This window comes from Dyadobacter sediminis, assembly GCF_005860765.1.
Classification (GTDB): domain Bacteria; phylum Bacteroidota; class Bacteroidia; order Cytophagales; family Spirosomataceae; genus Dyadobacter; species Dyadobacter sediminis.
This window is the reverse complement of sequence record NZ_VCEI01000028.1, coordinates 540,758-555,670: the sequence shown is the minus strand read 5'-3', so window position 1 is coordinate 555,670 and position 14,913 is coordinate 540,758. Positions and strand designations below refer to the sequence as shown.

12 protein-coding genes are annotated in these 14,913 nt (G+C 45.3%); 2 read left to right on the top strand and 10 right to left on the bottom strand.

The window, feature by feature from the left end:
* Positions 1–12 precede the first annotated feature (12 nt).
* The 6 genes from FEM55_RS19320 to FEM55_RS19295 form a co-directional block, all read right to left on the bottom strand.
* Positions 13–1,701, bottom strand: a complete 1,689-nt coding sequence (locus FEM55_RS19320; RefSeq protein WP_229209344.1) for a hypothetical protein — start codon at positions 1,699–1,701, stop codon at positions 13–15.
* Positions 1,694–3,121, bottom strand: a complete 1,428-nt coding sequence (locus FEM55_RS19315) for a DUF6056 family protein (RefSeq protein WP_138283022.1) — start codon at positions 3,119–3,121, stop codon at positions 1,694–1,696. Before FEM55_RS19315 ends, FEM55_RS19320 begins: the two co-directional genes overlap by 8 nt.
* Positions 3,105–4,064: a glycosyltransferase family 2 protein gene (locus tag FEM55_RS19310; RefSeq protein ID WP_138283021.1), complete on the bottom strand. Its 960-nt coding sequence runs from the start codon at positions 4,062–4,064 to the stop codon at positions 3,105–3,107. Before FEM55_RS19310 ends, FEM55_RS19315 begins: the two co-directional genes overlap by 17 nt.
* 98 nt (positions 4,065–4,162) lie before the next feature.
* Positions 4,163–5,080 carry a DMT family transporter gene (locus FEM55_RS19305; protein WP_138283020.1) on the bottom strand — a complete coding sequence of 306 codons (918 nt, stop codon included), beginning with the start codon at positions 5,078–5,080 and terminating at the stop codon, positions 4,163–4,165.
* Position 5,081: 1 nt separating this feature from the next.
* The gene (locus tag FEM55_RS19300; RefSeq protein WP_229209338.1) at positions 5,082–6,164 is read right to left on the bottom strand and encodes an LptF/LptG family permease; all 1,083 of its coding nucleotides are present in this window, start codon (positions 6,162–6,164) and stop codon (positions 5,082–5,084) included.
* Positions 6,165–6,177: 13 nt separating this feature from the next.
* A complete protein-coding gene (locus FEM55_RS19295; protein ID WP_229209337.1) occupies positions 6,178–6,855 on the bottom strand; it encodes a metal-dependent transcriptional regulator in 678 nt (225 codons plus the stop codon).
* A gap of 132 nt (positions 6,856–6,987) precedes the next feature.
* On the opposite strand from FEM55_RS19295, the gene FEM55_RS19290 reads away from it, so the two are divergent.
* Positions 6,988–8,340 carry an Nramp family divalent metal transporter gene (locus FEM55_RS19290; protein WP_138283019.1) on the top strand — a complete coding sequence of 451 codons (1,353 nt, stop codon included), beginning with the start codon at positions 6,988–6,990 and terminating at the stop codon, positions 8,338–8,340.
* 87 nt (positions 8,341–8,427) lie between these two features.
* Positions 8,428–10,374, top strand: a complete 1,947-nt coding sequence (locus tag FEM55_RS19285; RefSeq protein ID WP_138283018.1) for a KUP/HAK/KT family potassium transporter — start codon at positions 8,428–8,430, stop codon at positions 10,372–10,374.
* Between the two features lie 424 nt (positions 10,375–10,798).
* Here FEM55_RS19285 and FEM55_RS19275 read toward each other — a convergent pair whose 3' ends face one another.
* The 4 genes from FEM55_RS19275 to FEM55_RS19260 form a co-directional block, all read right to left on the bottom strand.
* Entirely contained in the window at positions 10,799–11,317 is a 519-nt protein-coding gene (locus FEM55_RS19275) for a phosphoribosyltransferase family protein (RefSeq protein ID WP_138283017.1), read from the bottom strand.
* Positions 11,318–11,376: 59 nt separating this feature from the next.
* Complete coding sequence (locus FEM55_RS19270; RefSeq protein WP_229209336.1) at positions 11,377–12,078, bottom strand: glutamine amidotransferase-related protein; 702 nt, start codon at positions 12,076–12,078, stop codon at positions 11,377–11,379.
* Positions 12,079–12,086: 8 nt separating this feature from the next.
* A complete protein-coding gene (locus FEM55_RS19265; protein ID WP_138283016.1) occupies positions 12,087–13,478 on the bottom strand; it encodes an aldehyde dehydrogenase family protein in 1,392 nt (463 codons plus the stop codon).
* A 159-nt stretch (positions 13,479–13,637) separates the two neighbouring features.
* Positions 13,638–14,411, bottom strand: coding sequence for a glucose 1-dehydrogenase (locus FEM55_RS19260; RefSeq protein WP_138283015.1), 774 nt, complete (start codon positions 14,409–14,411; stop codon positions 13,638–13,640).
* Between the last annotated feature and the right edge of the window lie 502 nt (positions 14,412–14,913).

The following is a 14,913-nucleotide window of genomic DNA, read 5'->3' as shown; positions in this document are numbered from 1 at the left end:
GTATTCATTTATTCAAGGGATTGTAATTTTTCTAAGAAGCCCTCTTTCGGTCTTTTCACCACGGACACGGATAATGCCCAGATCATAAGTGCCTTGTTCAACAGAACTGAACGGGATTGTTGTATTTGAGCCTGCATCATACTGACGAAATAAATTACGCCCGGCATACAGATGCGCATTTGATTTGAAGAAATAAAGGTGCTTTTCATTCTTCATGTATACAAATTGTCCGTCATTCCGGGCAAGCGAAATTCTGTAGTCCGGCTCGTCCACATACAGGACTTTGTCCCGGACAAAGACTGAAATATTCCTCGGGCCCATTTTATTCTGCAGTAGTAAAACCTGTTCTGCAATCCGTTCAGGCTCTTCAGGGTAAGTATAAATATGGGATGCCGTCATTCTTTTCATCAGTGAATCCACGTATGCCGCGCTTTGCGAAAACGGAATATGGCCCAATCCAAATGCATTGTGCTTCTGATTGTAGCCGTTGATCGTCAGATACTTCTGTCGTTCGGCAATGCCCGGCAAATACGTGTAAACGGAAATTCCCCAGATCAGAATACTGATGGCAAATGCCAGCTGAAACCCGCGTTTCCGAACGTTTCCGGCCAAACTGGATGTAATAAAGGAAAGGTACGCAACGATCAGAAACAAAGCGGGATACATTTTGTAATTGCTGACGATCATTACAAAAAAGCCGAATCGCGGCCTTAAAAGCCCGATAACCAGCGCATTCACCAGTAAGAAAATTAAAATGCCAAGTAAGAAACGGTTCAGATCAGCCGTTTTCCCGTATGTCTCCAATGTATTTCCTTCTGATTGCCTGAATGTCTTTTTTAAAAACGGAGTAATCTGCCGTAAAAGCCAGATTACAATCCAGATCATGGTTACAAACCCGGCCAAAACAGGCAAAACAGAACGCGTAACAATGCTTTTCTCCGGAAAAAAATCAAAAAGCCCACCCAGAAAAGCAAAAAAACCGAGTACGGATAAATGCGGATTTTTAATAAAAAACTCAATGCTGGACTCATTTCCCTGCGCCGACAATCCGTAAAAATAAAATCCAATTGCGAATGCGCCTGCCGCCAGCCAGGTTGCCAGTCTCCGGTAATCCGATCGTAACATTAAAATTCCCGCTCCTGAAACCCACACGAAAATGCCGTTACTCATGGCGTAAGTAGCACATAATGCAGCCAGAACTGCCCATGCAAACTGCCTTTTTGCCAGCAAAAACATGGACAAACAAACAAAGAAAATCACAGGCTGATGCTGTAAACTGCATATGGCCCACAAAAAAACAAGATGATACTGAAGCTGAAAAAGCAAAAAAGGAACCGGCAGGAAAAACCACCATTTCAGCCTGCTTTTTCGGAATGCCTTCCAGAATACAGCAAACGTACCTAATGTAAAACAAGCGCCGGCAATATGCAGGAATGTAAAATCAAGGTGCCCGGTCAACTGATAATAAACAAGCGTAATCATCTTGCCGATAACCATCCGGTGCTCATTATTGGGCTGGAACAAGAGCTTTAACTGCTCGGAAAAAGAACCGCCGGAAATCCATTTATCAAGAAAATCCGGGAAAGGATCATAATCGTCAAACCACGGGACGTTAACAGAATAGTACAGCAGCACAGTAACCCATAGCAAAACAGGTAACGTCATTAAAATGCCCGGAAGCAGCCTGTTTTCTTTATTCACTTTCAACTTCTTTCAGATAAATGGCCTTTTTACCGAAGTAACCCGCCATGCATTTGTTCCACCAGTGATCCTTATCGGTTTTTACATCATCATCATAGAAAATGGATAACGGTTTGGCTTTTAGCGGTGTAATGTAAACAACATCTTCTTCTGCATTCTTCAGGGCTGCATACCGCTGAAACATTTCCTTGTCAAAAGCAGAAGCCGTTCCATTCAGCAGATCGCTGTAAAGCTGACGGACGTTTGTACTGCGAAAGAAAGCCAATGCAACGGATGTGACCAGAATCGCAATCAGGATTCCGTACCTTAATACTGAAAATTGAATCTCCGGAAAATTGGCTGTTTTGAAATAATGGAAAATGACGCCGGTAACATAAAACCAGCCGATAAGAAAGAAAAAGTAAACACAGTTGATCACACGCGGTGTAGGCTCGATCCCGACGCCGTAATAGGAAGGAAAAAGCTGCGCGGAAAGTACGCCGATAAACAGCAGCACGGTATACCAGACCGGAACCGAAAAATAGTTTCTGGCTCCTGCCGAAAGCCGGGAAAGCACAATGAGCCAGGCTATGGAAAAGAAAATGAGCGGCGTACGGAACAGCCAGTCAAAACTTAATGAAGCCAGCTTTTTGAATGAAGAAATGATCGAAAACGGAACATTTCCGCCTAATGGATTGCCGCCGATACGAGCCTGATTTCCCGGTGAACTGAAATAAAAGTAACACGATACGGCCGTAACCAATAGCATAGCCACCATAAAACCATCCACTTTCCGATAAAAAAGCAAGCGATAGAACCACCAGCCGCCAATCAGCAAAACCATAATGAGCAGGTTGGTTTCGCTGCTGCCGATCACCGCGAAAATCAGGAATCCGGCTACTATACCCACAATCGTTCGGGCGGGCTGCGTATCCTGCCGGTACCAGCGCAAGGCGAGTACGGTCCAGAGCAAGGTAAAAATATTCGGAATGGTGTAAGTCACAAACGCTGCCATCCAGTAAAATGCTTCCGAAATACTGCCCATTTTCAGAATATAAAGAAAGAAAACAACGCCGGCAAAGCCCAGATGCGCCAGGCGTGACAAGGTAGGCGTCAGGTGCCGGAACAGGCTGTACAAAGCATAGATCAATCCGACGAGCAAGATGACGGGTAGAATTTTAAAGCCATTGATCCAGTGAAAAAGCAGCGGATTGGAATGATTCAGAAAAATACCGAAGTAACGACCTGTCCAGCCCGAATAATAGTAGTTCATGGCTTCCAGCCAGCCGAACTTGAAAACCGTATCAATGTAGCAGTAATCGTCTGCCGGAGAAGGATGGTTGTAAAAGGAAAGCGCTAGCAAAGGAATCAGCACACTCAGCATCAGCATAATGTTTAGCCAGTTGCCGACAATCCTGTATTTTTTATAAAATCTGTTCATTGACTGTTTTTTCAATAATATAACGGGGACGGCCCTTTACCTCTTCGTAAATTTTACCGATGTATTCCCCAATCAGCCCGAGTGCCATCATATTGGACCCGCTGAAAAATGTAAGCGGCAGCATCGTTGAAGTCCAGCCCGGAACGGTGTACCCGAACAAAAAGGAAAACAGGATGTAAGCCACGATACCCATGGCAATCAAAAAGTTAAAGAAACCGAAATAAAGCACCAGCCGCATGGGAAACGTAGAAAAGGAAGTAATCCCGTTCCATGCAAAAAGCAGCATTTTGCTGATCGGGTATTTCGTCTCTCCGGCCTGCCGTTCCAGACGGTTGTAAAATACCTTTTCATTCCTGAACCCGATGAGCGGAACAACTCCGCGCAGGAACAGATTGATCTCTTTGAAATTTCCCAGTTCCTGAAGCACACGCCTGTCCATCAGCCTGAAATCGGCATGGTTGAAAATAACCGGAACGCCCATTTTCTGCATCAGCACGTAAAATCCTTCTGCCGTGGAACGTTTAAACCACGTATCCGAGCTTCTGTCGCTTCTTACGCCATACACGACCATTGCGCCTTCGCGATGCTTTTCGATCATACCCGTAATGGCATTGAGGTCGTCCTGCAAGTCTGCGTCAATTGTAATAAAGCAGTCAAAATGATCCATATGCTGCTCCAGACCCGCCATAATCGCACTCTGATGTCCGAAATTTCTGGATAAAGCAACGCCTATGACATCCGGGTCGCGGCTGCAAAGTTCCTCGATGATGTTCCAGGTTTTGTCCCTGCTTCCGTCGTTCACAAAACAAATCCTGCTGTCTCCTGCTATCAATCCCTGCTGTTTTATGGCATTGTAGTAAGTGTTTAATTTAGCATAGGTCGTATACAATATCGCTTCCTCATTGTAACAGGGTATGACTAAAAGTAAACGCGCTGGATTCATAGAACACCCGATTGATTGAATCGACAAAAATAGCAGTAATAAATTAATATGCTCGTCCCTTACCGTTCGCTCACTGGATTATGATCTTACGGGCGGTTTCAGGAGACCAAGTTCCTTTTTTTCTTTCCAGAGGCAACGGTGCTGAGCAGTAACGGGTAAAGTAAAACGGCAAGCAGGATCAGCAGCGTGCCCAGATAAAACTCTTTTGTCATGCGTTCTTTCTCGCCAAAAAAGAAAAAGGCAAGCGCAATGCCGTAAACGGGTTCGAGGTTAATCGTAAGATTGATGAGGTACGCGGAAAACTGTTTCATGAGCTGCGTAGCCATTGTACTCGCATAAACCGTACAGATCAGCGCCAGGAACAAGATCCAGATCCAGTCTTTTCCCGCCGGCATATAAGATGCATTTCCGGTCCAGCCCAGCCATTCGGAAATACCCAGAAACACAAAGGAAAAAAAAGTGGCCCCGATCATTTCGTAAAAAGTGATGATGTAGGCATCGATCCGCTGAACCAGTCTGCTGTTGGCAACGGTAAACATCGCTGCAAGCAAAGCGGAAGCCAGCGCAAGCATTAATCCCAGTGCATGATCAAACTCAAAACTGAAAACGACATACAGTCCTGCAAAGGCCAGAATGCCGAGCCCAACTTCCAGCGGCCGTATGCTACTTTTATTGACAAGCGGCTCGATCAGGCTCGTCCATAACGAAGTAGTCGCCATGCCGGCAAGACAAACCGAAGCCGTGGACACGCGCGCGGAAGCAAAAAACAGCATCCAGTGAGCAGACAAAATAAAGCCTACGGCGAGCATCCGGAACAAATCACTTTTCGGCGCTTTAAATGATTTTTGCCTAAAAAAAATGATTGCACCCAGACCTGCAGCCGCAAACAGCGTCCGGTAAAAAACAAGTGCAACCGGAGAAATAGAAACCATTAACCCGACAATGGCCGTAAATCCCCAGATCAGTACCAGAAAATGAAGATGCAGATAAGACCGCAATGCTGTGGCAGGAAACATATTATCGCGGCAGGGTTTTGTAAAGGATCACGCCGATGACAGAAAAAACAATATTGGGCAGCCAGACGGCAAACAACGTATTGATCGTTCCCGCTTCTGCAACGCCTTTGGACAACAGAAAAAACAATATGTAAATAAATGCAAGCATAAACCCGAGCGCAATTTGCCAGCCAACGCCTCTCCTGCTCTTCCGGGCAGACACGATCACACCGATCGCCGTCAGGATGAGAATGGCGAAAGGCTGCGTAAAGCGGATGTATTTTTCAATCAGGTATACTTCCAGCCCGTCAGCACCGCGGCTTTTAAGCAGGTCAATATAGGCGTTCAGTTCCGGCAGCGTGAATGTTTCAAAAAGATTGTAATCACTTTCAAAATCCTTTGGGGCCAGATTAATCGTCGTGTCGATTTCCACTCCGCTGCTCAGCTTTTCACCGAGACTGTCCAGCGTCCGTACCTGATAATTCAGCAAAGTCCATTTTTTCTTTTTAGGCTGCCAAACGATTTTATCCGCATAAAACTTTTGCAGAAGCTTGTTGCCCTTGATGGTTTCCATCGTGAATTTATTTCCGGTCTGCGTGGAAGTATTGTAACTTTCCAGGTAAGCGTACACGTCCGGCGCAATCGTGATATGCACATTATGTCCGCTGAAATAGAATTCCTGCTTTACGTACGTTTTCTCAAAGCTGTTACGGATTTTATTGGCTTTCGGCAAAACCCAGCCGACCTGAATAAAAGTCACAATTCCCAGCACCGCTGCACCGATCATGTAAGGCAAAAGCATGCGGCCAAAACTGATCCCGCTGCTCAGGATTGCAATCACTTCCGTCCGCGCTGCAATGCGCGATGTAAAAAATACCGTCGCGATAAAAACCATCAGCGGGCTGATGTAATTGATCCAGTACGGAATAAGATTGAGATAATAATCAATGATGATTTCTTTGAGCGGCGCTTTTTTGTCCAGAAAATCGTCCACCTTTTCCGTATAGTCGATCATGCAGATGATCAGTACGATCACAAATGCAACAAAAACGTACGTTATCAGGAAATTTTTAATAAGGTAACGATCCAGTATTTTCAATCTCATGGCTGATTAAGTCTCATAAGCGCTGTACCAGTAAATTTTTGGATACTTCGAGACTGATGAACAACGTATGAGCGTCGTTAATCTGTACAAAAGCAGACTTGTCGTAGTCGTTTATTTCCTTTACTTCAATAATACAGCCCAATGTAATGTTTGACCGGTCAAGATACTGAAGAAAAGCCGGAGCATGATCCAGAACGCCCATCATTAACACTTTTTCACTTATGTGCACGTCGGTCAGGATCAGATAATCCGGTTCGGTCAGGTTTCCTTTTGAGTCCGGAATGGGATCGCCGTGCGGATCAAAACGAGGATGGCCCAGAAATGCATCCAGTTTTTCCACAAGCACTTCGGACGGAATATGTTCCAGTTCTTCGGCAATGTCATGCACTTCATCCCATCCGAAGCCCAGCTTTTCAACCAGAAAAACTTCCCAAAGCCGGTGCTTCCTGATTACTTTGATCGCTACTTTCTCGCCCAGATCGGTCAGCCGTACGCCCTGATATTTTTTATAATGGATCAATCCCTTTTCGGCCAGTTTACGCAGCATATCGGTAACCGAAGCTGCACGCGTTGCGGTACTTTCTGCCAATGCATTGGTACTGACTTCCAGCCCTTCGCGCCCTGAAAGTGAATGGATTATCTTTAAATAATTTTCTTCTGTGAAAGAATTCTGCATGTCGGTTGACACCATTTTGCCAGTTGCTTTTCGCAAAAGTACAATTTACTAGCCGGAATATAAAAAATTTAGATTACCCTAAAAATATATTTATAAAATTCTATATCTTTGTTTTTAGTAAACTAAATCTATATTGCACTTCATAAAATGATAGACAGTTTAAGATCAAAAGGCACTTTGCGGAAAAAAATATTCGACGATACCAATGAGACGGCCTCGCTGTCAGAAGTGCACGCTTCAATAACTATTCCAGAAGGTGCGGGATTCTGGAAAAAACTGATGGCTTTTACCGGACCGGGGCTGATGGTCGCCGTGGGTTACATAGATCCCGGAAACTGGGCTACGGATATTGAAGGCGGTTCGCGCTTTGGATATGCACTGCTTTCCGTCATTCTGATCTCCAATCTTTTTGCCATGCTGCTGCAGCATCTTTCGCTGAAACTCGGCATTGCTTCCGGCCGTGACCTTGCGCAGGCATGCCGGGATTACTACTCCAGACCGGTTTCTTTCATTTTGTGGGTGCTTTCCGAAATTGCGATTGCCGCTACGGATCTGGCCGAAGTCATCGGATCGGCCATTGCACTGAATCTTTTATTCGGCCTGCCGCTTCCGCTGGGCGTACTGTTTACCGCTTTTGACGTTCTGCTTGTGTTGTATTTTCAGCAAAAAGGTTTCCGGATTATCGAAAGCATTGTAGCCGGATTGATGGGTATCATTCTGCTGAGCTTTATGTACGAAATGCTTGTTTCCCAGCCATCTGTTGCAGGAATTGTGGACGGGTTGTTTCCTAAAACGGAAATCGTCACTAATTCCGGAATGCTTTACATTGCCATCGGGATTCTGGGGGCGACCGTGATGCCGCACAATTTATACCTGCATTCCAGCATTGTACAGACGCGCGCATTTAACCGGGACGAGGAAGGCAAAAAAACGGCGATCAAGTTTGCAACCATTGATTCGACTGTCTCGCTGGCGCTTGCATTTTTTATCAACGCTTCCATTCTGATCCTTGCCGCTACGGCTTTTCATGCGAACGGCCACTTTGAAATCGCAGACATTACGGATGCCTATCATTTGCTCGATCCGGTTCTGGGCGTCAGCATGGCGGGAATTTTCTTTGCACTGGCTTTGCTGGCTTCCGGACAAAGCTCGACACTGACCGGAACGCTCGCCGGCCAGATCGTGATGGAAGGATTTCTTAACATCCGCCTCAAACCGTGGCTCCGCCGCATGATCACAAGAAGCATTGCCATCATTCCGGCACTAATCGTTTCTTACTATTACGGGGAAAAAGGCACGGCGCAGCTGCTTGTGCTTAGCCAGGTTATTTTGTCGTTGCAGCTTAGTTTTGCAGTTGTACCGCTCGTACTATTTACTTCCAAAAGCGAAATTATGGGCCGTTTTGCCAACTCAAAAATCCTTACTGCAATCAGCTGGGCCATTACGCTGACTATAATATGTCTAAATGCATACTTGCTTATTAATACTTTTACCGCATAATTCGTTTTCCTCAAGATAAAATTGACGTTTGCGTTACCTTCTTTGCATACGGTTTCCTAACTTTCGTTGTTTTTCATAAAAAAGTGAATGGAATCAAAGCACAAAATCGATAAGGTATCAGCTGCGGGAGTACTGGTTGCGTTTGGTATCATTTACGGAGATATCGGCACCTCTCCGCTTTATGTAATGCAGGCGATCATTCTGAACGAAATCATTACTGAAGAAATCATTTTCGGATCCATATCCTGTATTTTCTGGACACTGACGCTGCAGACTACAGTCAAGTACGTAATTCTGATCCTGCGGGCTGACAACAGAGGCGAGGGCGGGATTTTTGCATTGTATGCACTCGTCCGGAAACATGCCAAATGGCTTACGGTCCCGGCCATCATCGGCGGCAGTACGCTGCTTGCCGACGGCATTATTACGCCGCCCATTTCCGTTTCTTCCGCCGTGGAAGGTTTGCAGCTTTTATATCCCAATATTCAGACCATTCCGATTGTCATCAGCATTCTGACGCTGATTTTTATCATTCAGGCATTCGGGACAAAAGTGGTCGGGCGTGCTTTCGGTCCGCTGATGATCACATGGTTTGTCATGCTGGGCACACTCGGTCTTTTTCAGATTCTGGAACATCCTGAAATCCTGAAAGCAGTCAATCCTTTGTACGGCTACGAACTGATTACCAAACATCCCGGCGGTTTCTGGATGCTCGGCGCCGTGTTTCTGTGTACAACCGGCGCAGAAGCATTGTATTCCGATCTTGGCCATTGCGGACGAGAAAACATCCGTGTAAGCTGGATTTTTGTAAAGATCTGTTTGCTGCTCAATTACTTCGGGCAAGGCGCGTGGCTGATTTCTGAATTGGGAAATCTGTTGAATGCCCGAAAGCCGTTTTACGAAATCATGCCGGAATGGTGGCTGCTTCCGGGCGTTGTTATCGCTACACTTGCTGCTATCATTGCAAGTCAGGCCGTTATAACGGGTTCTTTTACACTCATTTCCGAAGCGATACGCCTTAATTTCTGGCCGAAAGTACGCCTGAATTACCCAAGTGATCAGAAAGGTCAATTGTATGTTCCGAGCATCAACTGGCTTTTATGGCTTGGCTGCATGGGTGTTGTTCTGTATTTCCGCCAGTCGTCCAACATGGAAGCGGCTTATGGTCTGGCCATTACGCTGACCATGATCATGACAACGATTTTATTCTCTTATTACCTTTATATAAAGCGGGTCAATCTCTGGATCGTGATTGTTTTCATGCTTTTGTACCTCTTTATTGAAGGGCTTTTCCTCGGCGCCAATCTCCTGAAATTTACGCACGGCGGCTGGTTTACAATCATGGTCGGAGCACTTGTAGCGGGCTTGATGACAGTCTGGCTTAAAGCATTTTACATCAAACTGCGTCTGACGGAATATACCAAACTGGAAAAATATCTGCCGGCGCTGCATGAACTCAGCCGTGACATCAGTATTCCGAAATACACGACGCACCTTGTTTTTATGACCAATGCTTCGCGTGCTTCCGAAATTGAGACAAAGGTTATTTATTCCATCTTTCAAAAACGGCCAAAACGCGCTGATGTTTACTGGTTTATTCACGTGGATACGACCGATGATCCGTACACCATGGAATACAAGGTGCTTTCCGATGAAGACAATAACGACAACGTAATCAAAATCAATTTCCGGCTCGGCTTCCGGGTTGATCAGCGGATCAATATGTTTTTCAGGAAAGTGGTGGAAGATATGGTGATGAACAAGGAAGTGGATATTACAAGCCGCTATGAATCATTGAGCAGACAGAATATTACCGGCGATTTCCGGTTTGTTGTCCTCGAACGCTTCCTGTCTTTTGAAAACGACCTTCCGATCATTGAACAGCTTGTAATGAAAACCTACTTTTTTGTCAAGGACTTTACGACGCCGGAAGACAAATGGTTCGGGCTGGACAGCAGCTCGGTGAAAACAGAGAAAGTCCCGCTGATTATCCGTCCGGTGGAAAATGTAAAATTGAGACGTGTTTATACCTGATATTTCCCGATCCTTAATTCATTGTACCATGCGCGCTTTATTTTTATTTCTGCCATGCTGACTATGATGAATGGACTTTCTGGACAAGCTTTTTACAGAAAACCCGGAACAGCATCTATCAAACGGAATTGCAATGCCGTTACTTTTAACGCGCACTCGGCACACCTTGAAAAAAGCAAGCAATAGCAGTCGCAGCTTTATGTCGATTATGTAAAAGGTTTGTATAAAGTGCTGGAAAAGCAGTGCGCCAAATCCGGAAGTCCCGATAGTGCTTTGTTCCGGCAGCGGTTCAACAGGCTGTCTTAAAGTGCTTTATTGATTATATTGAAGTAAAAAAACTAATTCTGCCATAACTTGAAAAGCGTTAAGGATGCATATAAATCTGCATCCTTAACGCTTTTCAACTATATAATCTGAAATTTTACTATTTCAGATAAACGCCTTCTTCTTCGGAATTACTCAAAACCACTTCCACATGTTCGGTAAGCGTTGTACTTAATGAATACCCGACGTAATCGGCATGTACGGGAAACATATGATGGCTTCTGTCGACGATAACGGCAACCTGTACTTTTTTCATTCTTACTTTCAGAAAAGGTTCCAGTGCGAATGCCAGCGTCCTTCCGGTATTCAGTACATCGTCCGCTACAATCACCACCTGATTTTCAATATTGACTTCTTTATCAAACAAAATAGGGCTTTGATGATGAATATTTTTATCAAAAAGCAACTCGACCAATTGCACATGAAGTGGCGAAATATCGGTCAATTCTGCTGCAAGGCGCTTTGCAAAGGCAAAACCTTCGCCTGCAATGCCGGCAATGATGATTCCGGTTTCCTCAAAATTATGTTCATATATTTCAAAGGCAATTCTTCGGATTTTCTGGCCTGTCTGATGGGAACTGAGTATCTGACGCCGGGAAATAGTGCTGTTATCTGTCATTTGGGCTGTAATTCCGTTTAAAATCAGGTAAAGATAAAATTAAGAAACATATCTCTGATTTATACTTTCGCAAAATTCCTGATCCATTCCGCGGCTATGGTTTCGTGCGTGGGCCATTCCAGGCTCGCAATGCCCGAATCCACTTTGGCCTGTCCGATTCTTTCCGTTCGAAGTTCCATTAATGCTTTGTCGTAAATTTTGGGAAATTCCGGATGCGCCTGAATGCCGAGCATACGTTCACCGACGCGGAACATGGCATTCGGGCAATTTTCAGACTGGGCAAGCAAAATGCTCTCAGGCGGCAATTTTACAACCTGATCCTGACACATCATCAAAAGGTTCAGAGAATCCTGCTCCGGCTGCATCCAGTTTTCCTTTTTAATGATCTGAAAAGAATGAACGCCTACGCACCAGCCGGAATCCGACTTTTGAACCTTTCCGCCAAGTGCTTCCCCGAGCATCTGATGTCCGAAGCAAACGCCGATGTACTTTTTTTCAGACTGATAAATGTCTTTTACAAACTGCTTTAACTGCAGAATCCATTCCTCCTGATCGTAAACAGAACTTTTGGAACCGGAACAGATATAAACATCGCATTCTTCCGCACTGGCCGGAAAGTGACCGTTACAGACATCGTAAAAAACAAATTCCCAGCCGGGAGCCACCTTTGAAAACAAAGCCGGAAACATCTGTCGATAGTCGCCGGCAATATGCAGCAAATCTTCCCTAACATGATCACATTCCAGCAATCCGACTTTCATGATCAAAATTATGCGTTAATTTTCAGATGAAAAGATTTTGGTCTGGTCAGTGCTTCGTAACCGATTGTTGACAAGGTACAGCCGCGCCCTGATTTTTTTACGCCGGTCCAGGCCAAAGCCGGATCCAGATAATCGCAGCGGTTCATAAACCAGGTTCCGGTTTCCACCTGTTCCCCGATTTGCAGTGCGGCATCCATATCCGCTGTCCATATCGAAGCAGTAAGTCCGTACTGACTGTCGTTCATCAGCCGGATCGCCTCTTCGTCATTTTCCACAGGCATGATGCCGACGACCGGCGCGAAGGTTTCTTCGGTCATGATCTGCATGGAATGATTTACATTGACCAAAACCTGCGGTGCCATATAAGGCGTTCCCGATTGGTGCGGAGGAAAAAGGCTGGTATCAATCAGTGCCGTTGCGCCTTGCGAGATTGCTTCATCAATCTGTTTCTGTGCAAACTCGGCAGCCGCCGTTCTTACCATCGGGCCCAATGTGGTTTCTCCGCTTGTAGGATCGCCCAGCGTATACGTTTTGGTAAGCTCAGCAAATGCACCGACAAACTGTTCATAAACATTCCTGTGCACATAAATACGCTCGATTCCGCAGCAGGACTGGCCGGAATTAAAGAAAGAGCCATCCACCAGATTTTCAACAGCATCCTCCAGATTGGCATCCGCCCGCACATATGCAGGATCTTTACCGCCAAGTTCCAGTCCGCCAACGATAAATCGTTCGTTGATTGCTTTCTGAACAGCATGCCCGCCTTCTACGGAACCGGTAAATGCAACATAGTCGATACGATTGTCACCAATAATTTGAGCAACCTGTTCATGACTGACATGCAAATACTGAAAAACACCTTCAGGCAAACCGGCATATTCAAATGCTCTTGCGTACCGTTCAGCGCAAAGCGGCGTTTGCTGCGCATGTTTCAGTATGACTGAATTACCCGCCATAATAGCTGGTATGACAGAGTTGACAGAAGTAAGATACGGGTAATTCCACGGCGCAACCACGAACACAACACCAAGCGGATCACGGCGGATAAATCTTTTGAATCCGGAAATTTCTTCAACCTCAACGTCTGCCAGTGCTTTTCCTGCTATGGAAATCATATAATTGGCTCGTTCCTGAAATCCCTTCCTGATTTCATTGGCTGTGTAGCGGATCGGACGGCCCATTTGCCATGTAAGTTCCAATCCGATTTCATCCGCATTGTTCAGAAAATATTCAACTGCTTTGCGGCAAATGGCTTCCCTTTCAGAAAGCGTGGTTTTACGCCATTCCTTCTGAGCAACAACCGCCGAATCCAATGCCAACTCAACGGCATCAGCATCAGCCAGCGTGCGCTCAACATAAACGGAACCATCAACAGGACTTATCGTTTTTTGTACAGGCATTTTTTCAAACAGAATATGGAAAATGGGGAATGAGGAACGAAAATAAGGGAAGGAGGAAGGAAAATGGAGAAAGGATAATGAAGGAAGAAAGATTTTTCTTAATCCCTTTTCCCCATTTCTCCTTTTTTTCCTTTCTTCCTTCTCTCTTTTCCTGCTTTATCAAACAGGTGTTACGTAAGCTGAGGTTATTCCTCCGTCTACAAGAAAATCTGTTCCGGTTACAAAAGATGATTCGTCGGATGCCAGAAACAATGCTGCGTAAGCCATTTCCTTAGCTTCCCCGAATCTTCCCATCGGAATGTGTACAAGGCGGCGCTGCTTTTTTTCTTCTGTATTTAAAAACTTCATTAACAATTCCGTTCTGAGCGGGCCGGGGCAAAGCGCGTTTACACGAATATTTTCCCGTGCATGAATAATGGCAAGCTCGCGTGTCAGAGCCAGAACAGCTCCTTTGCTGGCCGTATAAGCAACCTGCGGAGTAGCCGCGCCAAGAATGGCCACGAATGATGCGGTATTGATAATAGATCCTCCGCCTGCTCTCTGAAGTGCCGGTATGCCGTATTTGCAACCAAGGAAAACACCTTTGGCATTGATGTTCATGGTAAGATCCCAAACAGATTCTTCGGTTGTCATCGCATTGTCATCATCGCTGTGCATGATGCCGGCATTGTTGAAAATAATGTTCAGTTTTCCGAATTTCTCTTCTGCAAAAGCAACTGCGGCTTCGCAATCGGCAGCTTTGGACACATCCGAATGAATGAAGAATGCTTCTCCGCCGTTACTGATAATTTCATCAGCAGTTTCCTGTCCGGCTTGATCATTTACATCAGTTACCACAATTTTGGTTCCTTCTTTGGCAAATAAGAGAGCAGTTTCCCTGCCAATTCCGCCGCTTCCTCCGGTTATGAGGGCTACTTTGTTTTCTAAGCGCATCGGGCTTTTTGTTAATGTTTGAATTTAGTAATTGAGTATTTTTTTGTAATTGTGTTGCATTGCTGCTCGTCAGGAGTCTCCTCCGGAGACGTGTCATGAATGTTATTTATCCTTTTGCTAGAAACAGGGAGCCATTCCATGGCTTTCCGTTCTGCTCCGGAGGAGCATCCTGTTTATAGAAAACGAATTTTTAAATATATAATATCCTAGCTCCGGAGGAGCTCCTACAAGCAGGAAGCCATTCCATGGCTTTCCGTTCTGCTCCGGAGAAGCATCCTGTTTATAGAAAACGAATTTTTAAATATATAATGTCCTAGCTCCCGAGGAGCTTCCTACAAGCAGGAAGCCATTTCCATAGCTTTCCGTTTCGCTCCGGAGGAGCATCCTGTTTATAGAAAACGAATTTTCAAATATATAATGTCCTAGCTCCCGAGGAGCTTCCTACAAGCAGGAAGCCATTTCCATAGCTTTCCGTTTCGCTCCGGAGGAGCATCCTGTTTAT